Below are 23,387 nucleotides of genomic sequence, written 5' to 3'. Positions count from 1 at the left end.
CGAAGCCGCCCGCGAGTTCTGCGTCCGGGAGTACGAGCGTGACCCGTCGAACCCCGGATTGGCCGTGCTGGCAAGGCGATTCACCGACACCGACCGGATCGACTACATCGACAAATCATGAACCGGAAGCTGTTGCTGTGGCTGTCGGCGATCGCGGTGCTCGCGGTGCTGGTCGCCTATCAGACGCTGGGATCGGAGGCGGCCAAGCGCGCCGAAGTCGCCGCCCGCGCCGACGTGCCCACGGTGCAACCCGGCGCGGACGTGCTCGCCGGTGTCGCGGTGCTGCCGGAGCGCGCCCACCGCTACGACTACCGGCGGCCCGCGTTCGGCGAGGCCTGGGACGACGACAACGACGCCCCGCTCGGGCACAACGGGTGTGACACCCGCGACGACATCCTCAACCGCGATCTCGTCGACAAGACGTATGTGTCGATCAAGCGCTGCCCGGACGCGGTGGCCACCGGCACCCTGCACGACCCCTACACCAACACCATCATTCAGTTTCAGCGCGGCGCCAAGGTCGGCGAGGCGGTGCAGATCGACCACATCGTGCCGCTGGCCTACGCCTGGGACATGGGGGCCTACAACTGGCCGCTCCCCGAGCGGCTGCGGTTCGCCAATGACCCGGCCAACCTGCTGGCCGTCGAAGGCCAGGCCAATCAGGACAAGGGAGACTCGCCGCCGGCCCAGTGGATGCCGCCGAACACCGCGTTCGCGTGCCAATACGCCATGCAGTTCGTCACCGTGCTGCGCGGCTACCAGCTGCCGGTGGACCAGGCCTCCGCGGGCGTGCTGCGGCAGGCCGCGGCCACCTGCCCGACGGGGTAGGACACAACGGCTTACGGACCGTCGTACGTGTTCGGGTCCGGGCGCAGCCGAGTGCCGTCGTTGAGGCCGTTGATCGCGTCCATGTGCTCGCCGGCCAATTCGAAATCGAAGATGTCCACATCGCTGGTGATGCGCTCGGGTTTGCTCGAGCGGAAAATCACCGAGTTGCCCAGTTGCACGTTCCACCGGAGCAAGACCTGTGCGGGCGTCTTGCCGTATTCGCCGGCGATCGAGGTCACCGTCGGATTGTCCACCAGCTTGCCGAGACCCAGCGGTGTATAGGACTGCGTCACCACGTTGTGCTGCGCATTCGCCTTGCGCAACTCGTCCTGGTTGAGCAACGGGTGCAGCTCGATCTGGTTGACCGCCGGGGTGACGAAGGTCAGGTCGATCACCGTCGAGAGGTGATCCTCGGTGAAGTTGGACACCCCGATCGAGCGGGCCTGGCCGTTGCCGCGGCACTGGATCAGCCCGCCGAACGAGTCCACGTATTTGCCCACCGACGGGGCTGGCCAGTGAATGAGGTACAGGTCGACGTACTCGAGGCCGAGTCGTTCCAGGCTGGCGGCGCAGGCATGCTGGGCCCCGTTGAACCCCTGGTCGGCGGTGGCCAGCTTGGTGGTGACGAACAGCTCGGCGCGCGGGATGCCGGACGCCGCGATGGCGCGGCCGACGGCGGCTTCGTTGCCGTAGGTGGCGGCGGTGTCGATGAGCCGGCACCCGATTTCCAGCGCGGCCGCGACGGCGCCCTCGGTTTCGTCCTCCGATAATTCGGCGACGCCCAGGCCGAGCACCGGCATGGTGTTTTCGTCGTTGAGAGCTATCGAGGGTATGGCGGTGCCCGACAGGCCAGTCAATGTCATTCACCTACCTGTAAATTGAAGGTTCGTAGATCCGGACCGGGTCAGGTTCCCTCATCGAGCGAGAGGTCGACGCATTTCGGTGCTGAGTTCGAGATCGAACACGTCGAAGTTGCTCGCAATCCGTGTGGGTTCACCGACTTGGGGAACACGATATTACCCAGCTGGATATGCACCTAATCAATACCTGGCGGGCCCGCCCTGCGGGCCCGGTGGCTCCCACCGTGGTCAGAATGCGGCAATGTGGTGACGACGTAGAGTTGGTCGCGCGGCACGTCGGAATCGGCAATCGCGCCGGCGGGACCTGGAAGAATCTCGGAGCCCGACGACGGGTATCCCATTTCCGTCGTTCAGCGTCACCATGAAATTTCAGGGGGAGCAGGAGCAACCATGACCAGAAGTCTGCCGGGCGCGCCGGACCTCGACGTCGCAGCGAAACGCGCACCGATGCGCTGGTTGAGTCGCGTGCGGGGCGCCCTCACCACCGCGGGTGTCAAGGTCATTCCGTGGATCCCCACCGCCGCCAAGCGGGTGCTGCTCCACGGTCGCTCGGTCATCATCGACGGCAACACGCTCGATCCCACCCTTCAGCTGATGCTGGCGGGCCTGCACGCCGTCGGCATCGATGGCCTCGTCGTCGACGACGAACCGGCCGCTTCCCGCGCCCAGATGCGCGAAACGCTCGCGGGCTTACCCGGGCCGCAGATTCATGTCGACGTCGAGGACCTGTCGCTGCCCGGACCGGCCGGCGAGATCCGCGCGCGGCACTACCGCCCGCCCGGCGGCGCCGAAGCGCCCGTACTGGTCTTCTACCACGGCGGCGGCTGGGTGATCGGCGATCTGGACACCCACGACGCGCTGTGCCGGCTGACATGCCGGGACGCCGGCATCCATGTGTTGTCGATCGCCTACCGGCTCGCCCCCGAGCACCCGGCCCCAGCCGCCGTCGACGATGCCTACGCGGCCTTCAAGTGGGCATACGAGCACGCCGGTGAACTCGGCGCGACACCCGGGCGGGTCGCGGTCGGCGGCGACAGTGCCGGCGGCAACCTGGCCGCCGTGGTCGCCCAGCTGGCCCGCAACAGTGCCCAAAGCGGGGGCGCTACGCCCGTGCTGCAGTGGCTGATCTACCCGAGGACCGACTTCACCGCGCAGACCCGGTCCATGAGCCTTTTTGCCCGCGGCTTCCTGTTGACCAGGCGGGACATGGACTGGTTCACCGCTCAGTACCTGAAGGCGTTCGACCCGACCGATCACCGGGCCTCGCCGCTGCTCGCCGAGTCGCTGGCGGGGCTGGCGCCGGCGTTGATCGCGGTCGGGGGCTTCGACCCGTTGCGCGACGAGGGCCAGGCCTATGCGGCGGCGCTGCAGGCCGCCGGCACCCCGGTGGACCTGCGTTACATGGGCTCGCTGACCCATGGCTTCGCGAACCTGTTTCAGCTGGGCGGCGAGAGCGCCGTGGGGACCAGTGAGCTGGTTTCGGCCCTGCGCGCCCACCTGAGCCGCGCCTGAGCCGTCGGGCGGAACGCCGGTACTCTAGAGGCGCCTCCGTCCGACCGCCGGACGGGCCAGCACCGAAGGACCAGCGAACCTGTGGCCGACAAACCCAAGCGCCCCCCGCGATTCGATGTAAAGTCCGCCACCGGCAAATCCGGCCGACTCGTCCAGATCGGCGGTACCGCCTTCATCGTGATCTTCGCGGTCGCGCTCGTCTTCTACATTGTGACGTCGCATCACAAGAAGGGCGGCGCCACGGGAGAGGGCGACAACGTGCGGGTGGCCTCGAGCAAGCTGGTCACCCAGCCCGGCACCGGCAACCCCAAGGCCGTGGTGACGTTCTACGAGGATTTCCTGTGCCCGGCCTGCGGTAATTTCGAGCGCACTTTCGGGCCGACGGTTTCCAAGCTCATCGACATCGGCGCGATCGCGGCCGATTACTCCATGGTGGCCATTCTCGACAGTCAGAAGAACCAGAACTATTCCTCGCGGGCCGGCGCGGCGGCCATGTGCGTCGCCGACGAATCCATCGACGCGTTCCGCCGTTTCCACAGCGCGCTCTTCAGCGCCGACATCCAGCCCGACGAGCGCGGCACCAGCTTCCCCGACAACGCGCGGTTGATCGAAATCGCCCGCGTGGACGGCGCCGCGGGCAAGGTCCCCGACTGCATCAACAGCGGCAAATACCTTTCCAGGGTCGCCGGGGAGGCCGCGGCCGCGCACATCACCGCGACGCCGACCATCAAGATCAACGGCCAGGATTACGAGCCGTCGACGCCCGACGCGCTGGTCAGCAAGATCAAGTCGATCGTGGGCGAGGTGCCGGGCATCGACACCGCCGTCTCTCCCGCGGCGTGATGACGACCCCGGTGTCAGCGCAACCCGCCGAGGATGCCGGCGGCCTGACACCGGACTCGCCTGACCGGGCGCGCGTGCCCGCGCCCAGCGCGTGGTGGGTGCTGATCGCGGGCGTGATCGGCCTGGTTGCCTCGATGACGCTGACCGTGGAGAAGATCGACATCCTGCTCAACCCGGCGTACGTGCCGTCGTGCAACATCAATCCGATCCTGTCGTGCGGCTCGGTGATGGTCACACCGCAGGCGTCGGTGCTGGGCTTCCCCAACCCGTTGCTCGGGCTGATCGGCTTCACCGTGGTGGTCGTCACCGGTGTCTTGGCGGTAACCAAAGTTGCTCTGCCGCAATGGTATTGGGCTGGGCTGACGGCCGGCGTGCTGGTAGGTTCGGCGTTCGTGCACTGGCTGATCTTCCAGAGCCTGTACCGCATCGGGGCGTTGTGCCCGTACTGCATGGTGGTGTGGGCCGTCACCATCTCGCTGCTGGTGGTGGTCGCGTCGATCGCGTTTCGTCCGGCGCTGGAACACCGCTCCGGCCCGGCGTGGGTGCTCTACCAATGGCGATGGTCGATCGCCGCGCTGTGGTTCACCGCGGTGTTTCTGCTGATCATGGCGCGGTTCTGGGACTACTGGTCGACGCTGTTGTGAACGTCGGCGCGTGACCCGGATCATCGGCGGCGTCGCCGGGGGCCGGCGCATCGCCGTCCCGCCGCGCGGCACCCGGCCCACCACCGACCGGGTGCGCGAATCGCTCTTCAACATCGTGGCCGCGCGGCGCGACCTGACCGGACTGGCGGTGCTCGACCTGTACGCCGGGTCCGGCGCGCTGGGGCTGGAGGCCCTGTCGCGCGGGGCCGCCTCCGCGCTGTTCGTGGAGTCCGACCAGCGCACCGCCGCCGTCATCGCGCGCAACATCGAGGCCCTGGGACTGCGCGGCGCGACCCTGCGCCGGGGCGCGGTGGCGAGCGTGCTGGCGGCCGGGACCGCGGCCGCGGTGGACCTTGTATTGGCCGACCCGCCCTACGACATCGACGCCGCGGAGCTGGGCGCCGTGCTGGCCGCCCTGACCGCGCACGGCTGGGTGCGCGGGGGAACCGTTGCGGCCGTGGAGCGTCCGGCCGCGCGCGCGACGCTGACCTGGCCGGCGGGCTGGTCCGTGTGGCCCGGGCGCGTTTACGGCGACACCCGTTTGGAGCTGGCCGAACGGCTGTAGCCGGGCGTGTACCGTCAGTCGCTATGAGCGGCGCGGTTTGCCCGGGGTCGTTTGACCCGGTGACGTTGGGCCACATCGACGTCTTCGAGCGCGCCTCGGCCCAGTTCGACGAGGTGGTCGTGGCGATCCTGACCAACCCCGCCAAGAAGGGCATGTTCGACCTGGACGAGCGGATCGCGATGATCGAGGAGTCGACGACGCATTTGCCCAACGTGCGGGTGGGGGTCGGCCAGGGTCTGGTGGTCGACTTCGTCAGGTCTCAGGGGATGACCGCCGTCGTGAAGGGTCTGCGCACCGGCACCGACTTCGAATACGAACTGCAGATGGCGCAGATGAACAAGCACATCGCGGGTGTCGATACCTTTTTCGTGGCCACCGCGCCGCGGTATTCGTTCGTGTCGTCGTCGCTGGCCAAGGAGGTCGCGCTGCTGGGCGGTGACGTGTCGGAACTATTGCCCGATCCGGTGAACCGCCGGCTGCGGGAGAAGCTGTCCGCCCGGCCCTGACGCGCCGGTCAGAAAACGACGGTCTGGTTGTCGTGAACGATGACCCTGTCCTCGCAATGCCAGAGCACGGCGCGCGACAGCACCGCGCGTTCGACGTCGGCGCCGATGCGCATCAGGTCGTCGACCGTGTGGGTGTGGTCGACGCGCACGACGTCTTGTTCGATGATCGGCCCCTCGTCGAGCATCTCGGTGACGTAGTGGGCGGTGGCGCCGACCAGCTTGACACCACGTTCGCGTGCGCGCCTGTACGGTGCTGCGCCGGTAAAGGCCGGAAGGAACGAGTGATGGATGTTGATGAGTGGGCAGCCGACCGCATCGAGGAACTCCGGGCTCAGTATCTGCATGTAGCGCGCCAGCACCACCAAATCGACGTTCCCACTGAGCAACTGAAGCTGACGCTGTTCGGCCTCGGCCCGGGTCTCGCGGGTGGCGGGGATGTGGATGAAGGGCACACCGAAGGGGCGCACATGGTCGGCCAGGTCCGGGTGGTTGGCAATAACCATGGCGACTGACATCTGAAGTTCGCCGCGACGATTTCGCCACAACAGGTCTAACAGGCAGTGGTCCTCTTTGGACGCCATGATTGCGACCCGCTTGGCCTTCGAGGCTTCGGTGAACCGGTAGTCGATGTTGAATTTTTCCGCGACGGTGCCGGCGAACTGGTGCTCCAGTTGATCCTTGGCGGCGGTCAGGCCGGGCAAGTGAAAAATCGCGCGCTGCAGGAATGTTCCGTCCTCTGGCGCTGTGGAGTGCTGCTCCAGCGAAATGATGTTGGCGCCGGCCTGAGCCAGAAAGTTGCTGACCGCGGCGATCAGCCCGGGCCGGTCGTGGCAGCGCAGCAGCAGTCGGCCGATGTCGGCCGGCGGCGGTGGACCGCACGGAGGTGGCGGATAGTTATCACCCCCCGCCGGCGTTGGCATCCCGGATTGCGCCATCTTGGCTTCCTCGCCGCTGGGTTTCGATAGAAGGGCCGTGAGATTCAGATTTCCGCAGGCCAGGATACCGCGCATCACGCGCCTGACGTTTCAAGTCGCCCCCTCCCGTGCAGTCCTGCCCCGCATCGGCTTCTGACGACGAACGGTTAGCCGTGACGGCCGTCGGTCGCCTCAGTGGCTGTGCTCGTGAGGGCCGTCGGTCGGTGCGGGCGAGCCGCCCATCATGCGCACCATCGGCAATCCTCCCGAGGTGACAAACCGGGCGATCAGTATCGCCGCCACGACCAAAAAGGCGATATTGAGCCACGTGGTGTAGTTCCATGAAATCGACGCTTCCATGACCGTGGCATTGCGCTGCTGGGGCACCAGACCCGTTGCGCCGAACAGCAATTCGACGAGGTAGCCGGCGGCGACCATCGCGGCGTAGAAGGTGCCGAGCAGCGTCAGCATCATTCTGGTTCCGTAGTACTTGCGGTAGATGTTCAGGATCGGCAGGATCAGCAGGTCGGCGTAGATGAACGCGATGACCCCACCGAAGCTGATGCCGCCGTTCCACAGCACCGCGGCCAGCGGCACATTGCCGATCGAGCAGACGAACGACACGATCGCAACGATCGGTCCCACGATCGGCCCCCACGCCGCCGACCACCCCGGGTGATCGGCCAAAAAGAAGACGTGCCAGAACTTTTCGGGCACCCACGCCGCTATCGCGCCCGCGATCAACAGGCCCACGACGAGGTCGCGCAGGATGGCCAACCACTCCATGACGAACACATGGGAGACCGAGGTGAAGCCCTGCGGGGACAACAGCCGCCGCCAGAACGAGCCCCCTCCTTGGATCGACATGTCCATCGCGGCATGGCCTTCCATCGAGCCGGCGATTCCCCTCTCGGCCTGCTCGCGGGCGGCGTCGACGAGCCGGGACCGCACGAACAGCCGGAACAGCACGGCCAGCACCACGATCATCAGCGGACCGCCGACGAATTCCGCGGCCGTGAACTGCCAGCCCATCAGCAGGGCCAGGATGATGCCCAACTCCACCACGAGGTTGGTGGAGCCGATCTCGAACGCCATCGCCGCGGTGAAGTTGGCGCCCTTGCGGAACAGGGAGCGCGCCAGCGCCACCGCGGCGTACGAGCACGACGACGACGCCGCGCCCAGCCCGGCCGCCACCGCCAGCGTGCGCGGCCGATCGTCGCCCAACAAGGACACGATCGTCGAGCGACGCACCACGGCCTGCACCACTGCCGACAGCGCGAAGCCGAGGATCAGCGCCCACAGGATCTCCCACGTCATCGACCCCGCGAGCCCCAAGGCATGACCGACCGCCGCCAGCGCTCCCATTGAGTCCTCCCCTTCGATTGCTCGGGCCGCGTCCGCCAGCCAAGCTATACCCCCACGGGGTATCTGGTCAAGGGTGTCCGGGCCGTTTTCGACGCGGCCCCTAGAATGGCGGCACAATCGGGTGCGGGGACCGGGCAACAGAATATGGACGGAGAAACCCCGCGCGGCGGTTGGCCCCGCGGCACGGCGTGAACGGGCAAATCGATGAATTCCACTCGCGAAGGTCCACCAAAGGGCGGGTTCAGCGGGCAAATGTTCGACACACCGGCCCCGCCACCGCTGTCACAGACGTAACAACAGGCACACTGGTAACAACAACGACGCCAGGAGGGTATGGCCGTGTACCGAGTTTTTGAGGCGCTGGACGAATTGGGCGCCATCGTGGAGGAGGCGCGCGGTGTGCCGATGACGGCCGGCTGTGTCGTGCCCCGCGGTGACGTGCTGGAACTGATCGACGACATCAAGGATGCGATCCCCGGCGAGCTGGACGACGCCCAGGACGTGCTCGACGCCCGGGACTCGATGCTGCAGGACGCCAAGTCGCACGCCGAGTCCATGGTCTCCTCGGCGACCACGGAGTCCGAGTCGATGCTCAACCACGCCCGCGCGGAGGCCGACCGGCTGCTGTCGGACGCAAAAGCGCAGGCCGACCGGATGGTGAGCGAGGCGCGCCAGCACAGCGAGCGGATGGTCGGCGAGGCCCGCGAGGAGTCGATCCGCATCGCGACGGCCGCAAAACGCGAGTATGAGGCCAGCGTCTCGCGCGCCCAGGCCGAAGCCGACCGGCTGATCGAGAACGGCAACATCTCCTACGAGAAGGCCGTGCAAGAGGGCATCAAGGAGCAGCAGCGCCTGGTATCGCAGAACGAGGTGGTGCAGTCGGCCAACGCCGAGGCCACGCGCCTGATCGACACGGCGCATGCCGAGGCCGACCGGCTGCGCGGCGAGTGCGACATCTACGTCGACAACAAGCTCGCCGAGTTCGAGGAATTCCTCAACGGCACCCTGCGGTCCGTGGGCCGCGGCCGCCACCAGCTGCGGACGGCCGCCGGCACCCACGACTACGCGACGCGTTAGCGGCGATCGCGAGGGCGGCGGAGCCGGGCGAAGCGGGTCGCCGCCCTCCGACCCAGCCGCGCCGCGTCGGCGCCCTTTCCTTAAGCGCCCGGCGCCGTAGGATTTCTTCTATGACGCGGCAGCACAGCAGCACGGCGCAGCGCCATTCCCCCTCGCCGATGAGGGTCGACATCGCCCGGCTCGGCCGGCGCCCGGGAGCGATGGTCACCCTGCGCAACACCGTGGCCAGCCCGTCGCGCATCGGGCTGCCGATGATCGCCATCGAGGAGGGCGCCCCGCTGGAGCTGGACTTGCAGGTCCAGTCGGTGTCCGAGGGCGTGTTGGTGACCGGAACGGTCGCCGCGCCCACCGTCGGCGAATGCGCCCGCTGCCTGACCCCGGTCAACGGGCGCGTGCAGGTCGAGTTGACCGAGCTGTTCGCCTATCCGGACAGCACGACCGAGGCGACCACCGAGCAGGACGAGGTCGGTCACATCGTCGACGCCACCATCGACCTTGAGCAGCCCATCATCGACGCCGTCGGGCTCGAGCTACCGTTTTCGCCGGTGTGCAGCCCGGACTGCCCGGGATTGTGCCCCGAGTGCGGCGTCGCCCTGGCCACCGAGCCCGGCCATCACCACGACCGCATCGACCCGCGCTGGGCCAAGTTGGCCGACTTGTTGCCACCGCAGCCGCAGACCGAGCGGGACGAGCGGTGACGTCGCGCCAAGCCCTGTTGGACGCGCTCGGGGCCGACCTGCCCGACGACCTGCTGTCGCTGGCGTTGACGCACCGCAGCTACGCCTACGAACACGGCGGATTGCCGACCAACGAGCGCCTGGAGTTTCTCGGGGACGCCGTCCTGGGCCTGACCATCACCGACGAGCTCTACCATCGCCATCCGGACCGCTCGGAGGGCGACCTGGCCAAGCTGCGGGCCAGCGTGGTCAACACCCAGGCGCTGGCCGACGTCGCGCGGAACCTGTCCGACGAGGGCCTGGGCGTCCACCTGCTGCTGGGCCGCGGCGAGGCCAACACCGGCGGGGCCGACAAGTCGAGCATCCTGGCCGACGGCATGGAGTCGCTCCTGGGCGCCATCTACCTACAGCACGGAATCGACACCGCGCGGGCGGTGATCCTGCGGCTGTTCGGAGCGCTGCTGGACGCCGCGCCCACGCTGGGCGCCGGGCTGGACTGGAAGACCAGCTTGCAGGAGCTGACGGCGGCGCGTGGGATGGGCGCACCGTCCTACATGGTGAGCTCCACCGGGCCCGACCACGACAAGGAATTCACGGCGGTGGTCGTCGTGATGGAAACCGAATACGGCTCGGGGGTCGGCCGCTCCAAGAAGGAAGCCGAGCAAAAGGCCGCGGCGGCAACCTGGAAAGCGCTGGAGACGCTGGACACCGCGGGGAAAACTTCGGCGTAGCTCGATGCCCGAACTGCCCGAAGTCGAGGTGGTGCGCCGCGGCTTGCAGGCCCGCGTGGTGGGCAAGACGATCACGGCGGTCCGGGTGCATCATCCGCGCGCCGTGCGCCGTCACGAGGCGGGACCCGCCGACCTCACCGCCCGGCTGCTCGAGGCGCGGATCACCGGAACCGATCGGCGCGGCAAGTACCTGTGGCTGCTGCTTGACGGTCCGGGCGACCCGGATACGGCGCTGGTCGTGCACCTCGGCATGAGCGGGCAGATGCTGCTGGGGGAAGTGCCGCGCGCCGACCACGTCCGCATCTCCGCGCTGCTCGACGACGGCACCGTGCTGAGCTTCGCCGACCAGCGGACCTTCGGCGGCTGGATGCTGGCCGACCTGGTGACCGTGGACGGCAGCGTGGTGCCCGCGCCGGTCGCCCACCTGGCGCGTGACCCGCTGGACCCCGAGTTCGATGCCGACGCGGTGGTAAACGTGTTGCGGCGCAAGCATTCCGAGATCAAGCGGCAGCTCCTGGATCAGACCGTGGTCTCGGGCATCGGCAACATCTACGCCGACGAGGCGCTGTGGCGGGCCAAGGTGCACGGCGCGCGGATCGCCGACACGTTGAGTCGGCGCCAGTTGACCGCCGTCCTGGCCGCCGCCGCCGACGTCATGCGCGATGCGCTGGCGAAGGGCGGGACCTCGTTCGACTCGCTGTACGTCAACGTCAACGGCGAGTCCGGGTACTTCGACCGGTCCCTGGACGCCTACGGCCGCGAAGGCGAAGCCTGCCGGCGCTGCGGCGCGGTGATGCGCCGGGAGAAGTTCATGAACCGCTCGTCGTTCTACTGCCCGCGCTGCCAGCCGCGCCCGCGGCGGTGAGTGTGCCTGTGGGCTGGCGCGTCAGTCGAAGATGTCGCGGCGGGCAGTCCCCGCAGGTGAGGCCGGATCGACGAACCATTCGTGGGGGAACAGCAGGCCGAACGCCTGGGGTGGCAGGGCAAGGAGCAGACCCAGCGCGCGTGCGCCCGCGCCGGAAGTGCCGATTTGGGAGCGGTGGGCGGCGAACGCGTCGCGCTTGTGCCGCGCAAAACGAAAGACGTTGATCCGGTGGGTGATGGCCGCTTTTGGCGCGTAGGAAGTGCGGGCGACTTCCGGCTCGTAGGGCGCCGGCAGCCGTAGCAGACGGGCGAGATTGCCGATCCGCACGAGCAATTCGCGTGGCATCGTCGCCTCGAGTACGCGCGGCGTCGCCGCGAGCTCGGCGGCCCGCTTCCCGACGTGATGCACCTGCACGTGATCGCGGTGGCCGTAGCCGCCGTTGCGTTCATAGCTGAGCAGCAGATCCGCGCCTTCATCGTGAAGTATCGCCGCGAGCCGTCCCGCCGCCTCGTCGACGTCGGCTCGCCCGAACCTGACGCGTCCGGGTGGATCGGGGTAGAAGTCGGGGCCGTAGCCGCTGTCGGCGTAGCCGAGGCACTCGACTCGGTGTACTCCGAGAACACTTGCGCTCGAACGCAATTCGTTCAACCGGAAATCGCCGTCGTCGTTGTGCACGCGCCCGTCGGTCGCGGTGACGAGCACGACGCGATGCCCGGCCGCCGCCGCCCGTGCGAGCGTGCCCCCGGTGAGGATCACCTCATCGTCCGGGTGGGCATGGAATGCGACGACGGTGGCCATGGAACGCAGTATGCCCGCCGGGCCGCGAAAGCCGGCCCGGTAGAAAGAAGCCATGACGCAACTGTGGGTCGAACGCACCGGAACGCGCCGCTACACCGGATACAGCTCGCGCGGCGCGCAGGTGCTCGTCGGTTCGGAGGACGTTGAGGGCGTGTTCACCCCGGGCGAGTTGCTCAAGATCGCGCTGGCCGCGTGCAGCGGCATGTCTACCGACGAGCCGCTGGCCCGCCGGCTGGGCGACGACTACAAGGCGGTGGTCAGGGTGTCCGGCGCCGCCGACCGCGGGCAGGAGCGCTACCCGCTGCTCGAGGAGACGCTCGAGCTGGACCTGTCCGGGTTGTCCGGCGAGGAGAGGGAGCGCCTGCTGGTGGTCGCCAACCGGGCCGTCGATCTGGTCTGCACCGTAGGGCGCACGCTGAAGTCCGGTACGACAGTCAACTTCGAGATCGCCGATGCCCGAGCCTGACGCCCGGCTGACCGCCTGGGTGCACGGAAGCGTCCAGGGGGTGGGCTTCCGCTGGTGGACGCGGTGCCGCGCGCTCGAGCTAGGCCTCACCGGGTACGCCGCCAACCAGGCCGATGGCCGCGTCTTGGTGGTGGCTCAGGGCCCGCGCGCGGCCGGCGAGGAATTGCTGCAACTGCTGGAAGGTGACGCTGCGTGGCCGTCCAGGCCGGGTCGCGTGGAGAAGGTCGTCGCCGACTGGTCGCCCCCGCATGGGCAGTTCGACGGATTCGTCGAGCGCTAGTCACAGGAGTCGCATTGGCACCGGCGCCACCACGTTTGAGAAGCAAGCATCGCTTCTCCGCCAGTGACGGATGTGACCTCTGTGGCCAGTGCGTCGAGAGGCGGATTTGGGGCCCAGCCGACACCCCTTGGTGCGGCGGGTCCGGGCGGTTAGAGCGGTAGTCTGGCACGCCGTGTACCTCAAGAGTCTGACGCTGAAGGGCTTCAAGTCCTTCGCTTCGCCGACGACTCTGCGCTTCGAGCCGGGCATCACAGCGGTCGTCGGGCCCAACGGCTCGGGCAAGTCCAACGTCGTCGACGCCCTGGCCTGGGTGATGGGGGAGCAGGGGGCGAAGACCCTGCGCGGCGGGAAGATGGAAGACGTAATCTTCGCCGGCACCTCGTCGCGCGCGCCGCTGGGCCGCGCCGAGGTCACCGTCACCATCGACAACTCCGACAACGCGCTGCCCATCGAATACTCCGAGGTGTCGATCACGCGGCGGATGTTCCGCGACGGCGCCAGCGAGTACGAAATAAACGGCACCGGTTGCCGCCTGATGGACGTCCAGGAGCTGCTGAGCGACTCTGGGATCGGCCGCGAGATGCATGTCATCGTCGGGCAGGGCAAGCTCGACGAGATCCTGCAGTCGCGCCCCGAGGATCGCCGCGCGTTCATCGAAGAGGCCGCGGGCGTGCTCAAGCACCGCAAGCGCAAGGAGAAGGCCCTGCGCAAACTCGACGCGATGCAGGCGAACCTGGCCCGCCTGTCCGACCTGACCACCGAACTGCGCCGGCAGCTCAAACCGTTGGGCCGCCAGGCCGAGGTGGCCCGTCGCGCCCAGACCATCCAGGCCGACCTGCGCGACGCGAAGCTGCGGCTGGCCGCCGACGACCTGGTCAGCCGGCAGGTGGAGCGCGACGCGATCTTCGAGGCCGAGGCCCTCATGCGCCGCGAGCACGACGAGGCCGCCTCCCGCCTCGCGATGGCGTCGGAGGAACTGACCGCCCACGAGACCGCGCTCGCCGAGCTCTCGGTCCGGGCCGAATCGGTCCAGCACACCTGGTTCGGGCTGTCCGCCCTGGCGGAACGGGTGGCCGCCACGGTGCGCATCGCGAGCGAACGCGCCCAGCACCTCGACGTCGAGCCGGTGGCGACCGGTGACACCGACCCGGACGCGCTGGAGGCCGAGGCCCGGCAGGTCGACGTGACCGAGCAGCGGCTGCTGGCCGAGCTGGCGACCGCGCGCACCCGCCAGGACGCGGCGCGCGCCGAGTTGGCCGAGCGCGAGCGCGAGGCCGCCGAGGCCGACCGGGCCCACCTGGCGGCGGTGCGGGCGGAGGCGGACCGGCGTGAGGGCCTGGCGCGGCTGGCCGGCCAGGTGGAGACGATGCGGGCGCGCGTCGAATCGACCGACGACAGCGTCGCGCGGCTGTCCGAGCGCATCGAACAGGCCGCCGCCCGCGCCCAGCAGACCCGGGCCGAGTTCGAGACCGTGCAGGCCCGCGTCGGCGAACTGGATCAGGGCGAGGTGGGCCTCGACGAGCACCACGAACGGACCGTGGCCGCGCTGCGGCTGGCCGACGAACGCGTCGCCGAACTGCAGGCGGCCGAGCGGGGCGCCGAGCGGGAAGTGGCCTCGCTGCGTGCCCGCATCGACGCGCTCTCGGTGGGGTTGGAGCGCAAGGACGGCGCGGCGTGGCTCGCGCAAAACCACGCCGGCACAGGGCTTTTCGGACCGATTGCCAACCTGGTGAAGGTCCGGTCCGGATACGAGGCGGCGCTGGCCGCGGTGCTCGGTTCGGCGGCCGACGCGCTGGCCGCCGAAAGCTTCGGCGCGGCCCGTTCGGCGGTCGCCGCCCTCAAGCAGGCCGACGGCGGCCGCGCGGCCCTCGTGCTGGGCGACTGGCCGGCCGAGCAACCGGCGCCCGCCGCCGCGCTGCCCGACGGCGCCCTGTGGGCGCTCGACCTGGTCGAGGCGCCGCCGCGACTGCGCGGGGCGATGATCGCCATGCTGTCGGGCGTCGCGGTGGTCAACGACCTCGGCGACGCGCTGGACCTGGTCGCGGCCCGCCCTCAGCTGCGCGCGGTCACGCTCGACGGCGACCTGGTGGGCGCCGGCTGGGTGAGCGGGGGCTCCGACCGCAAGCTGTCCACGCTGGAGCTCACGTCGGAGATCGACAAGGCCGGCGCCGAGCTGGCCGCCGCCGAAGCGCAGGTGGCCCAGCTGACCGCGGCGCTGTCCGGCGCGCTTACCGAGCAGACCGCCCGCCAGGATTCCGCCGAGCAGGCGCTGGCCGCGCTCAACGAGTCCGACACCGCGATCTCGGCGATGTACGAGCAGCTGGGCCGGCTGGGGCAGGAGGCCCGCGGCGCCGAGGAAGAGTGGAGCGGGTTGCTGCGCCAGCGCGAGGACCTCGAGGCGGGGCGCGCGCAGACCATCGAAGAGGTCACCGAGCTGGAGACGCGGCTACGCAACGCACAGGAGACCCAGCATGTGCACACCGCCGAACCGGTGGACCGCCACCAGATCGCCGCCGCCGCCGAAAGCGCCCGCGGCTTGGAGGTCGAGGCCCGGCTGGCGGTGCGGACCGCGGAGGAGCGCGCCAACGCGGTGCGCGGGCGCGCGGATTCGCTGCGCCGGGCGGCCGCGGCGGAGCGCGAGGCGCGGCTGCGGGCCCAGCAGGCGCGCGCGGCGCGGCTGCGCGCGGCCGCCGTGGCCGCGGCGGTGGCCGACGCCGGGCGGCTGCTGGCGGCGCGGCTGGACCGGGTGGTCGCCGCGGCATCGGGCATCCGCGACGCGCTGGTCGCCGAGCGCCAGGAGCGCTCTTCGGCGATGGCCACCGTGCGCGACGAGGTGCACGCGCTGGGCGCGCGGGTGGCCCAGCTCACCGATTCGCTGCATCGCGACGAGGTGGCCAACGCCCAGGCGGCGATGCGCATCGAGCAGCTCGAGCAGATGGTGCTCGAGCAGTTCGGGATGGCGCCCACCGACCTGATCGCCGAGTACGGTCCGGACGTTGCGCTGCCCCCGACCGAGCTCGAAATGGCCGAGTACGAGCAGGCCCGGGAGCGCGGCGAGCAGGTGTTCGCGCCCGCCCCGATCCCCTATGACCGGGCCACCCAGGAGCGCCGGGCCAAGCGGGCCGAGCGCGAGCTGGCCGAGCTGGGCCGGGTGAACCCGTTGGCGCTGGAGGAGTTCGCCGCGCTGGAGGAGCGCTACAACTTCCTGTCCACCCAGCTCGAGGACGTCAAGGCCGCCCGCAAGGACCTGCTCGACGTCATCGCCGACGTCGATGCCCGCATCCTGCAGGTGTTCAGCGACGCATTCACCGACGTCGAACGCGAATTCCGCGAAGTCTTCACCGTGCTGTTCCCCGGCGGCGAGGGCCGGCTGCGGCTGACCGACCCCAACGACATGCTCACCACAGGCATCGAGGTGGAGGCGCGCCCGCCCGGCAAGAAGATCACCCGGCTGTCCCTGCTGTCCGGCGGCGAGAAGGCGCTGACGGCCGTGGCGATGCTGGTGGCGATCTTCCGGGCCCGCCCGTCGCCCTTCTACATCATGGACGAGGTCGAGGCCGCGCTCGACGACACGAACCTGAGGCGTCTGATCGGCCTGTTCGAACTGCTGCGGGCCAAGTCGCAGATCATCATCATCACCCACCAGAAGCCGACGATGGAGGTCGCCGACGCGCTGTACGGCGTGACCATGCAGGGCGACGGGATCACCGCGGTGATCTCCCAGCGGATGCGCGGCCAGCAGGTGGGGCAGCTGGTCTCCAGTTCCTCCTAGGGCCGGTCCCGACCGCGTCGGGCCGCTTGAAAGAATGTCAGCGTGTCACAAGGTCTTTGGATCGCCGTCGCGGTCGTCGCAGCTCTGATCATCATCGCCGCGCTGGTCGCGGGCCTGGTGCGGTACCGGCGCCGACGGATCCGCCTGGCCCGGCCCGAGCCCGGCGCGCTCGACCGCTCCGGCGGCTACACCGCGTCGTCGGGCATCATCTTCACCCAATCCCCACCGACGATCGACACCAGCGGACTGCCCGCCGTAGGCGACGACGCGACACTTCCGCGCGACGCCGCTCGGCGCACCATCTCCGAGGTCGAACTGCCGGAACCCGAAACCCTTGCACCCGGGGCCCCGCCGGCCCCCGAGGCCCCGCCCATAACCCCGCCGGCCCCCGAGGCCCCGCCCGCAACCCCGCCGGCCCCCGAAGCCCCGCCCGCCCCCGAAGCCCCGCCCGCAACCCCGCCGGCCCCCGAAGCCCCGCCCGAGTCCCCCGTGGCCGCCGAGATCGAGGCGATCGCCCCGCCCGAGGGCCGGCTGGAGCGACTCCGCGGCCGGCTCGCCCGGTCGCAGAACGCGCTCGGGCGCAGCGTGCTGGGCCTGATCGGCGGCGGCGACCTCGACGAAGAATCCTGGCAGGACGTCGAGGACACCCTGCTGATCTCCGACCTGGGCCCGGTGGTCACCGAGTCGGTGATCACGCAGCTGCGCAGCCGGCTGGCCAGCGGCAACGTGCGCACCGAGGCCGACGCCAAGGCCGTGCTGCGCGACGTCCTGATCAACCAGCTGCAACCCGACATGGACCGATCGATCCGCGCGCTGCCGCACGCCGACCATCCGTCGGTGCTGCTGGTCGTCGGCGTGAACGGCACCGGGAAGACCACCACCGTCGGCAAGTTGGCGCGGGTGCTCGTGGCCGACGGGCGGCGCGTCGTGCTGGGCGCGGCTGACACCTTCCGGGCCGCCGCGGCCGATCAGCTGCAGACCTGGGCCGCCCGGGTCGGCGCGGAAGTGGTGCGCGGGCCCGAAGGCGCCGACCCGGCGTCGGTGGCGTTCGACGCCGTCGACAAGGGCATCGCCTCCGGCGCCGACGTCGTGGTCATCGACACCGCGGGCCGGCTGCACACCAAGGTCGGGCTGATGGACGAGCTCGACAAGGTTAAGCGCGTGATAACCCGCCGCGCCGCCGTCGACGAGGTGCTGCTGGTGCTCGACGCCACCATCGGGCAGAACGGGCTGGCCCAGGCCCGCGTGTTCGCCGACGTCGTCGACATCACCGGCGCGGTGCTCACCAAGCTGGACGGAACGGCCAAGGGCGGCATCGTTTTCCGCGTCCAGCAGGAGCTCGGGGTGCCGGTGAAGTTGGTCGGGCTCGGCGAGGGTCCCGACGATCTCGCGCCCTTCGAACCCGCCGCGTTCGTGGACGCCCTGCTCGGCTGAAACCCCTAACACGCAACGCGCGACGTTAATGTCGCCGAAACACTGCTGCCCCATTGCCGAAACAACAATTGCGCATGGTTCTCGCAGGCCACAGGCACCTGCCTGTCGGCGTACTCATGTCGACCGGAGGTGAAAGCGAGTGAGTTTCCCGCAATTGGGCCAACCCGATACCGGCGATACCGCCTGGATGTTGGCGAGTTCCGCTCTGGTGCTGCTGATGACACCGGGTCTTGCCTTCTTCTACGGCGGCATGGTCCGCACCCGAAGCGTGCTCAACATGATCATGATGAGCATCAGCGCGATGGGCGTGGTGACCGTGCTGTGGGTGCTCTACGGCTACTCGATGTCATTCGGTAACAGCAAAGGCGGCGTCGTAGGCAACCCGACCGATTACTGGGGCCTGGCGAAGCTGATCGGCGGCAACGCCGTCAAGGCCGATCCGTCGAAGGGCACCGCCCAGGTGGACATCCCGCTGGCCGGCACCATGCCCGCCACGGTGTTCGTCGCCTTCCAGCTGATGTTCGCGATCATCACCGTCGCGCTGATCTCGGGTGCGGTGGCGGACCGGCTGAAGTTCACGGCCTGGCTGGTGTTCGCCGGGCTGTGGGCGACGCTGGTGTACTTCCCGGTCGCGCACTGGGTCTTCGCGGCCGACGGGTTCGCTTCCGAGCACGGCGGCTGGATCAACAACAAACTGCACGCCATCGACTTCGCCGGTGGAACGGCGGTCCATATCAACTCCGGTGTGGCCGGCCTGATGCTGGCGATCGTGCTGGGCAAGCGCAAGGGCTGGCCGACCACCCTGTTCCGCCCGCACAACCTGCCGTTCGTGATGCTCGGTGCCGGGTTGCTGTGGTTCGGCTGGTTCGGGTTCAACGCGGGGTCGGCGACGAGCTCCAACGGCTCGGCGGGATCGACGTTCATGACCACCACCGTCGCCACCGCCACGGCCATGCTGGCGTGGCTGCTGACCGAGCGCATTCGCGACGGCAAGCCCACGACGCTGGGAGCGGCGTCGGGCATCGTCGCCGGGCTGGTCGCCATCACGCCGTCGTGCTCGTCGGTCAACGTCCTGGGCGCGTTGGTGGTCGGTGCCGTGGCCGGCGTGGTGTGCGCGCTGGCGGTCGGTCTGAAGTTCAAGCTGGGTTTCGATGACTCGCTCGACGTGGTCGGGGTGCACCTGGTCGGCGGTCTGGCGGGGACGCTGCTGGTCGGGCTGCTCGCCGCGCCGGAGAGCACGGCGATCAACGGCGTGACCGGGGTGTCGAAGGGATTGTTCTACGGCGGCGGCTGGGCGCAGCTGGAGCGGCAGGCGGTCGGTGCCTTCTCCGTTCTCTTCTACTCCGGCATCGTCACCCTCATCCTGGCCTTGATACTGAAGTACACCATCGGGCTGCGCCTCAACCCCGAGGCCGAATCCTCGGGCATCGATGAGGCCGAGCACGCTGAGAGCGGATACGATTTTGGCGTGATCGGCGGGCAAGGGTCGGTTCTTCCGACGGCGCGGATCCCCGTGGATGACCGCAACGGTCGCGACGACCGGGCGGCCGACAAAGTGGAGGCAGAGCACTCATGAAGCTAGTCACGGCGATCGTGAAGCCATTCACCCTCGATGACGTCAAGACCAGCCTCGAGGAGGCGGGCGTCCTGGGGATGACGGTCAGCGAAATCCAGGGCTATGGCCGGCAGAAGGGCCACACCGAGGTTTATCGCGGCGCTGAGTACTCGGTCGACTTCGTGCCGAAGGTGCGGATCGAGGTCGTCGTCGACGACTCCATCGTCGACAAGGTCGTGGACAGCATCGTCCGGGCGGCCCGCACCGGCAAGATCGGTGACGGCAAGGTCTGGGTGAGCCCCGTGGAAACCATTGTGCGGGTGCGCACAGGTGAACGCGGAACCGATGCCCTCTGAACCCAGTCGCACATTGCTGATCCAGGCCGGACGGGCCGGGAGGGTATGAAACAGGACCCACCCGACCCGTCCGGGTCATCTGGACCGGGAGCAGAAAACGCCTGCGCGGCAAGCGATTTAGCTGCCGCGCGGCGCCGGCTGCTGTCGGAGGGATCGGGGCTGCACGCGGCCGAGCTGCGGCACGCGTGGCTGGATCTGCACGAGTCGTGGCTGACGGCCAAGGCGGACGAGATCGGGATCACCGAGGGCAGCGGGTTCGCGATCGTCGGGATCGGCGGACTGGGCCGCCACGAGCTGCTGCCGTATTCCGATCTCGACCTGATGTTGTTGCACGACGACAAGCCCGCCGATGTGCTGCAGCGGGTCGCCGACAAGCTGTGGTATCCGTTGTGGGACGCCAACGTTCGGCTTGACCACAGCGTGCGGACCGTCTCCGGGGCGCTCGGCGTCGCCAACGCCGACATGATCGCCGCGCTGGGCATGCTCGACGCTCGCCACATCGCCGGCGATGCGCGACTGTCCGAGGAATTGATCGCCGGCGCAAGAAGGCAGTGGCGCAGCGTGATTCGCTCTCGAATGGACGAGCTCGTCGACATCACGCAGGCCCGCTGGGAGCGTTGCGGCCGGATCGCGCAGCGAGCCGAGCCGGACCTGAAATCGGGCCGCGGCGGGCTTCGCGACGTCCAGCTGCTTGACGCGCTGGGGGTGGCCCAGCTCATCGACCGCCACGGCATGGCCCGCCCGGAAACGCCGGGGGGGTCGCTCGACGACGCCTACCTGACGCTGCTCGACGTGCGCACCGAGCTGCACCGGGTGTCCGGGCGCGGGCGCGATCAGCTGCTGGCCCAGTACGCCGACGAGATCAGCGCCGCGTTGCATATCGGTGACCGGTTCGACTTGGCGCGCAAGCTCTCCGGGGCCGGCCGCACCATCGCCTACCACGCCGAAACGGGCCTGCGGACCGCCGAAAACGCGTTGCCGCGGCGCGGCGTGTCGGCACTGGTCCGGCGGCCCAAGCGGCGACCGCTGGACGAGGGTGTGGTCGAGTACGCCGGCGAGATCGTGCTCGCCCGCGACGCGTCGCCCGAAACCGACGCGGGGCTGGTGCTGCGGGTGGCGGCCGCCTCGGCCGACACCGGGGTCCCTATCGGCGCCGCCACGCTGAGCCGCCTGGCCGCCGGCGCACCCGAGATGCCGACCCCTTGGCCCAGCGAGGCGCTGGACGACTTGCTGGTCGTGCTCTCGGCCGGGCCCACCGCGGTGACGACGGTCGAAGCGCTCGACCGCACGGGGCTCTGGGAGCGGTTGTTGCCGGAATGGGCCGCGATCCGCGATCTTCCGCCCCGCGACGTCGCGCACAAGTGGACGGTGGACCGGCACGTCGTCGAGACCGCCGTCAACGCGGCGCCGCTGGCCACCCGCGTGGCGCGACCCGACCTGCTGGCGCTGGGCGCCCTGCTGCACGACATCGGCAAGGGCCGGGGAGTCGATCACAGCGTGCTCGGGGCCGAGATGGCCGTCGAGATGGGCGCCAGGCTCGGGGTCGCACCCAAAGATGCCGAGTTCCTGTCGAAGCTGGTCCGCCACCACCTGCTCCTGCCGGTGGTGGCCACCCGAAGCGATCTCCACGACCCCAAGACCATCGAGGAAGTGTCGGCGGCCCTGGGCGGGGATCCGCTGTTGCTCGACGTTCTGCACGCGCTGACCGAGGCGGACTCCAAGGCGACCGGCCCCGGGGTGTGGAGCGACTGGAAGGCGTCGCTGATCGAGGACCTGGTGCGGCGCTGCCGGATGGTGATGGCCGGTGAGCCGCTGCCGCAGGCCGATCCGGCCACGCCGCGCTATCTTTCGCTGGCCGCCGACCGCGGGGTCCACGTCGAGATCACGGCCGGCAGCGGCGAGCGCTTGAACGTGGTGATGATCGCGCCGGACCAGCGCGGACTCGTATCGAACGCCGCCGCGGTGCTCGCCCTGAACTCGCTGCGCATCCATTCGGCGTCGGTCAACACTCACGAGGGCGTGGCGATCACCGAATTCGTGGTGTCGCCGCTGTTCGGTTCGCCGCCCGAGGCGGGCCTGCTGCGCCAGCAGTTCACCAACGCGCTCAACGGCGACGTCGACGTCATCGGCGCGCTGGAGAAGCGTGACACCGACGCCGTCGACGCAGCGAGCGCGCGGGCCGGCGAGGTACAGGTTGGGGTGCCCGTCACGCGGTCGACAGCCCCGCCCCACATCCAGTGGCTCGACCCCGCCGCGTCCGGCAAGTCGCTCGTCGAGGTCCGCGCCATGGATCGATTAGGGTTGCTGGCGCTGTTGGCCCGGGAGCTGGAGCGCGCGGGGGCCGACCTCAGATGGGCCAAGGTTCACACGTTCGGGTCGACGGCCGCCGACGTGTTCTGCGTCGAACTGCCGCCAGAGCCGGGCGCGCAGGCGGCGGCGGAGAAGCAGTTGCTGGCAGTGCTGGGAGGCCTAGAGGCGTAGGCGCGGCCGCGAGGAGTTCTTCGAGGTGGTGGGCGTGGTTGATTCGTGCGGGCCAGTGCCTATTTCACCCGGGATCAATAGCTGTTCAGCATCGCCGAGATCGTGTCCGGTAACGGCGACACGTTGGAGCACGACCAGATGGCCGCACGACAACGCCGCAACCGCCTTCGCTCACTACTAACGCAAAGGGCCGCTGGTAGTTCAATCGAATTTCTCTATGCTCGAGTCCATTTGAGCTTCTGCGATGAGCCCGTAGCCGATCTAGTTGGTGGTGGGTGGTGGTGGGGGTTGGAAGGGTTCGTACCACCACCAGTCGGCGCGTTCGCCGGTGGGTCCGGGGCACGGCGGCACCGTGGGTGGGGGTTGGGTGGGTGGACGCGCCAGTGATGCCGGGCTGAGGACTCGCCCGGCGCTGTCGGTGACGGTCAGAGCGGTGGCGGTTCCGGTGATGGTGATCAGGCCCTGGTGGTGTGCCCGGTGGTGGTAGGGGCAGACCAGGACCAGGTTGGCCAATTCGGTGGCACCGCCGTCTTCCCAGTGCGAGATGTGGTGGGCGTGCAGGCCGCGGGTGGCCCCGCAGCCAGGGACTGCGCAGCTGGGTTGGCGGTGCTCAAGGGCGCGGCGCAGCCGCCGGTTGATTCCGCGGGTTGTGCGCCCGGCGCCGATGAGCTGTCCGGCGCGTTCGAACCAGACTTCGCAGGTGGCATCGCAGGTCAGGTATTGGCGTTCGGCCTCGGAGAGCAGCGGACCCCGGTGCAGCGCGGCGGCGCGCTGGGCCACATCGAGGTGGACCACCACGGTGGTGTGCTGGCCGTGGGGGCGCCGGGTGGCCTCGGTGTCCCAGCCGGTCTCGACCAG

22 protein-coding genes are annotated in these 23,387 nt (G+C 69.3%); 17 read left to right on the top strand and 5 right to left on the bottom strand.

Annotation, left to right across the window (positions count from 1 at the left end; translation table 11 throughout):
* Positions 1-117: 117 nt before the first annotated feature.
* Complete coding sequence (locus VMD50_RS04025; RefSeq protein WP_325425093.1) at positions 118-828, top strand: HNH endonuclease family protein; 711 nt, start codon at positions 118-120, stop codon at positions 826-828.
* An 11-nt stretch (positions 829-839) separates the two neighbouring features.
* Here the strand turns inward: VMD50_RS04025 and VMD50_RS04020 are convergent, their stop codons facing one another.
* Entirely contained in the window at positions 840-1,685 is an 846-nt protein-coding gene (locus VMD50_RS04020) for an aldo/keto reductase (protein ID WP_325425099.1), read from the bottom strand.
* A 393-nt stretch (positions 1,686-2,078) separates the two neighbouring features.
* Here VMD50_RS04020 and VMD50_RS04015 point away from each other — a divergent pair, with 393 nt between their 5' ends.
* The 5 genes from VMD50_RS04015 (at position 2,079) to coaD (ending at position 5,758) form a co-directional block, all read left to right on the top strand.
* Positions 2,079-3,200: an alpha/beta hydrolase gene (locus tag VMD50_RS04015; protein ID WP_325425091.1), complete on the top strand. Its 1,122-nt coding sequence runs from the start codon at positions 2,079-2,081 to the stop codon at positions 3,198-3,200.
* Between the two features lie 81 nt (positions 3,201-3,281).
* Positions 3,282-4,043, top strand: a complete 762-nt coding sequence (locus VMD50_RS04010) for a DsbA family protein (RefSeq protein WP_325425089.1) — start codon at positions 3,282-3,284, stop codon at positions 4,041-4,043.
* Positions 4,043-4,687, top strand: coding sequence for a vitamin K epoxide reductase family protein (locus VMD50_RS04005; protein WP_325425087.1), 645 nt, complete (start codon positions 4,043-4,045; stop codon positions 4,685-4,687). Before VMD50_RS04010 ends, VMD50_RS04005 begins: the two co-directional genes overlap by 1 nt.
* 10 nt (positions 4,688-4,697) lie before the next feature.
* A complete protein-coding gene (rsmD, locus tag VMD50_RS04000; protein WP_325425085.1) occupies positions 4,698-5,252 on the top strand; it encodes a 16S rRNA (guanine(966)-N(2))-methyltransferase RsmD in 555 nt (184 codons plus the stop codon).
* A 23-nt stretch (positions 5,253-5,275) separates the two neighbouring features.
* Positions 5,276-5,758, top strand: a complete 483-nt coding sequence (gene coaD, locus VMD50_RS03995) for a pantetheine-phosphate adenylyltransferase (protein ID WP_325425083.1) — start codon at positions 5,276-5,278, stop codon at positions 5,756-5,758.
* Positions 5,759-5,766: 8 nt separating this feature from the next.
* On the opposite strand, the gene purU is transcribed toward coaD, so the two are convergent.
* Complete coding sequence (gene purU / locus VMD50_RS03990) at positions 5,767-6,693, bottom strand: formyltetrahydrofolate deformylase (protein ID WP_325425081.1); 927 nt, start codon at positions 6,691-6,693, stop codon at positions 5,767-5,769.
* 171 nt (positions 6,694-6,864) lie between these two features.
* Complete coding sequence (locus VMD50_RS03985) at positions 6,865-8,037, bottom strand: permease (RefSeq protein WP_325425079.1); 1,173 nt, start codon at positions 8,035-8,037, stop codon at positions 6,865-6,867.
* A gap of 339 nt (positions 8,038-8,376) precedes the next feature.
* Here VMD50_RS03985 and sepIVA point away from each other — a divergent pair, with 339 nt between their 5' ends.
* The 4 genes from sepIVA (at position 8,377) to mutM (ending at position 11,387) form a co-directional block, all read left to right on the top strand.
* Positions 8,377-9,114 carry a cell division protein SepIVA gene (gene sepIVA, locus VMD50_RS03980; RefSeq protein ID WP_325425078.1) on the top strand — a complete coding sequence of 246 codons (738 nt, stop codon included), beginning with the start codon at positions 8,377-8,379 and terminating at the stop codon, positions 9,112-9,114.
* Between the two features lie 110 nt (positions 9,115-9,224).
* Positions 9,225-9,812: a YceD family protein gene (locus VMD50_RS03975; RefSeq protein ID WP_325425077.1), complete on the top strand. Its 588-nt coding sequence runs from the start codon at positions 9,225-9,227 to the stop codon at positions 9,810-9,812.
* Positions 9,809-10,522 carry a ribonuclease III gene (rnc, locus tag VMD50_RS03970; RefSeq protein ID WP_325425075.1) on the top strand — a complete coding sequence of 238 codons (714 nt, stop codon included), beginning with the start codon at positions 9,809-9,811 and terminating at the stop codon, positions 10,520-10,522. Before VMD50_RS03975 ends, rnc begins: the two co-directional genes overlap by 4 nt.
* A gap of 4 nt (positions 10,523-10,526) precedes the next feature.
* Complete coding sequence (gene mutM, locus VMD50_RS03965; RefSeq protein ID WP_325425073.1) at positions 10,527-11,387, top strand: DNA-formamidopyrimidine glycosylase; 861 nt, start codon at positions 10,527-10,529, stop codon at positions 11,385-11,387.
* A gap of 21 nt (positions 11,388-11,408) precedes the next feature.
* Here mutM and VMD50_RS03960 read toward each other — a convergent pair whose 3' ends face one another.
* Positions 11,409-12,185: a PIG-L deacetylase family protein gene (locus VMD50_RS03960; protein WP_325425097.1), complete on the bottom strand. Its 777-nt coding sequence runs from the start codon at positions 12,183-12,185 to the stop codon at positions 11,409-11,411.
* A gap of 52 nt (positions 12,186-12,237) precedes the next feature.
* Between VMD50_RS03960 and VMD50_RS03955 the strand changes: the two genes are divergently transcribed.
* The 7 genes from VMD50_RS03955 (at position 12,238) to VMD50_RS03925 (ending at position 22,529) form a co-directional block, all read left to right on the top strand.
* Entirely contained in the window at positions 12,238-12,651 is a 414-nt protein-coding gene (locus VMD50_RS03955) for an OsmC family protein (RefSeq protein WP_325425071.1), read from the top strand.
* On the top strand, positions 12,638-12,931 hold the full coding sequence (locus VMD50_RS03950) for an acylphosphatase (RefSeq protein WP_325425069.1): 294 nt from the start codon (positions 12,638-12,640) through the stop codon (positions 12,929-12,931). Before VMD50_RS03955 ends, VMD50_RS03950 begins: the two co-directional genes overlap by 14 nt.
* Positions 12,932-13,103: 172 nt before the next feature.
* Positions 13,104-16,703 carry a chromosome segregation protein SMC gene (smc, locus tag VMD50_RS03945; RefSeq protein ID WP_325425067.1) on the top strand — a complete coding sequence of 1,200 codons (3,600 nt, stop codon included), beginning with the start codon at positions 13,104-13,106 and terminating at the stop codon, positions 16,701-16,703.
* 42 nt (positions 16,704-16,745) lie between these two features.
* Positions 16,746-18,137: a signal recognition particle-docking protein FtsY gene (ftsY, locus tag VMD50_RS03940; RefSeq protein WP_325425065.1), complete on the top strand. Its 1,392-nt coding sequence runs from the start codon at positions 16,746-16,748 to the stop codon at positions 18,135-18,137.
* Between the two features lie 187 nt (positions 18,138-18,324).
* Positions 18,325-19,713 (top strand): ammonium transporter, encoded by a 1,389-nt coding sequence (locus VMD50_RS03935; protein ID WP_325425095.1) that lies wholly within the window; start codon positions 18,325-18,327, stop codon positions 19,711-19,713.
* Positions 19,710-20,048 (top strand): nitrogen regulatory protein P-II, encoded by a 339-nt coding sequence (gene glnB / locus VMD50_RS03930; RefSeq protein ID WP_066909426.1) that lies wholly within the window; start codon positions 19,710-19,712, stop codon positions 20,046-20,048. The genes VMD50_RS03935 and glnB overlap by 4 nt, the downstream gene beginning before the upstream one ends.
* A 45-nt stretch (positions 20,049-20,093) precedes the next feature.
* Complete coding sequence (locus tag VMD50_RS03925; protein WP_325425061.1) at positions 20,094-22,529, top strand: [protein-PII] uridylyltransferase; 2,436 nt, start codon at positions 20,094-20,096, stop codon at positions 22,527-22,529.
* Positions 22,530-22,790: 261 nt separating this feature from the next.
* On the opposite strand, the gene VMD50_RS03920 is transcribed toward VMD50_RS03925, so the two are convergent.
* The coding region (locus VMD50_RS03920) for an HNH endonuclease signature motif containing protein (RefSeq protein ID WP_325425059.1) at positions 22,791-23,387 on the bottom strand (597 nt) is incomplete at its 5' end.

Origin of the sequence: Mycobacterium sp., assembly GCF_035506235.1 — a bacterium.
Taxonomy (GTDB): Bacteria; Actinomycetota; Actinomycetes; order Mycobacteriales; family Mycobacteriaceae; genus Mycobacterium.
The sequence above is the reverse complement of the archived record's forward strand: the minus strand, read 5'-3'. Positions and strand labels throughout refer to the sequence as shown.

Excerpts from the sequence above, each read along its gene's own strand:
- VMD50_RS04025 (WP_325425093.1), top strand. The coding sequence starts at position 118 with ATGAACCGGAAGCTGTTGCTGTGGCTGTCGGCGATCGCGGTGCTCGCG.
- VMD50_RS04015 (WP_325425091.1), top strand. The coding sequence starts at position 2,079 with ATGACCAGAAGTCTGCCGGGCGCGCCGGACCTCGACGTCGCAGCGAAA.
- VMD50_RS04005 (WP_325425087.1), top strand. The coding sequence starts at position 4,043 with ATGACGACCCCGGTGTCAGCGCAACCCGCCGAGGATGCCGGCGGCCTG.
- coaD (WP_325425083.1), top strand. The coding sequence starts at position 5,276 with ATGAGCGGCGCGGTTTGCCCGGGGTCGTTTGACCCGGTGACGTTGGGC.
- purU (WP_325425081.1), bottom strand. The coding sequence starts at position 6,693 with ATGGCGCAATCCGGGATGCCAACGCCGGCGGGGGGTGATAACTATCCG.
- VMD50_RS03985 (WP_325425079.1), bottom strand. The coding sequence starts at position 8,037 with ATGGGAGCGCTGGCGGCGGTCGGTCATGCCTTGGGGCTCGCGGGGTCG.
- VMD50_RS03975 (WP_325425077.1), top strand. The coding sequence starts at position 9,225 with ATGACGCGGCAGCACAGCAGCACGGCGCAGCGCCATTCCCCCTCGCCG.
- mutM (WP_325425073.1), top strand. The coding sequence starts at position 10,527 with ATGCCCGAACTGCCCGAAGTCGAGGTGGTGCGCCGCGGCTTGCAGGCC.
- VMD50_RS03960 (WP_325425097.1), bottom strand. The coding sequence starts at position 12,185 with ATGGCCACCGTCGTCGCATTCCATGCCCACCCGGACGATGAGGTGATC.
- VMD50_RS03955 (WP_325425071.1), top strand. The coding sequence starts at position 12,238 with ATGACGCAACTGTGGGTCGAACGCACCGGAACGCGCCGCTACACCGGA.
- VMD50_RS03950 (WP_325425069.1), top strand. The coding sequence starts at position 12,638 with ATGCCCGAGCCTGACGCCCGGCTGACCGCCTGGGTGCACGGAAGCGTC.
- VMD50_RS03935 (WP_325425095.1), top strand. The coding sequence starts at position 18,325 with ATGTTGGCGAGTTCCGCTCTGGTGCTGCTGATGACACCGGGTCTTGCC.
- glnB (WP_066909426.1), top strand. The coding sequence starts at position 19,710 with ATGAAGCTAGTCACGGCGATCGTGAAGCCATTCACCCTCGATGACGTC.
- VMD50_RS03925 (WP_325425061.1), top strand. The coding sequence starts at position 20,094 with ATGAAACAGGACCCACCCGACCCGTCCGGGTCATCTGGACCGGGAGCA.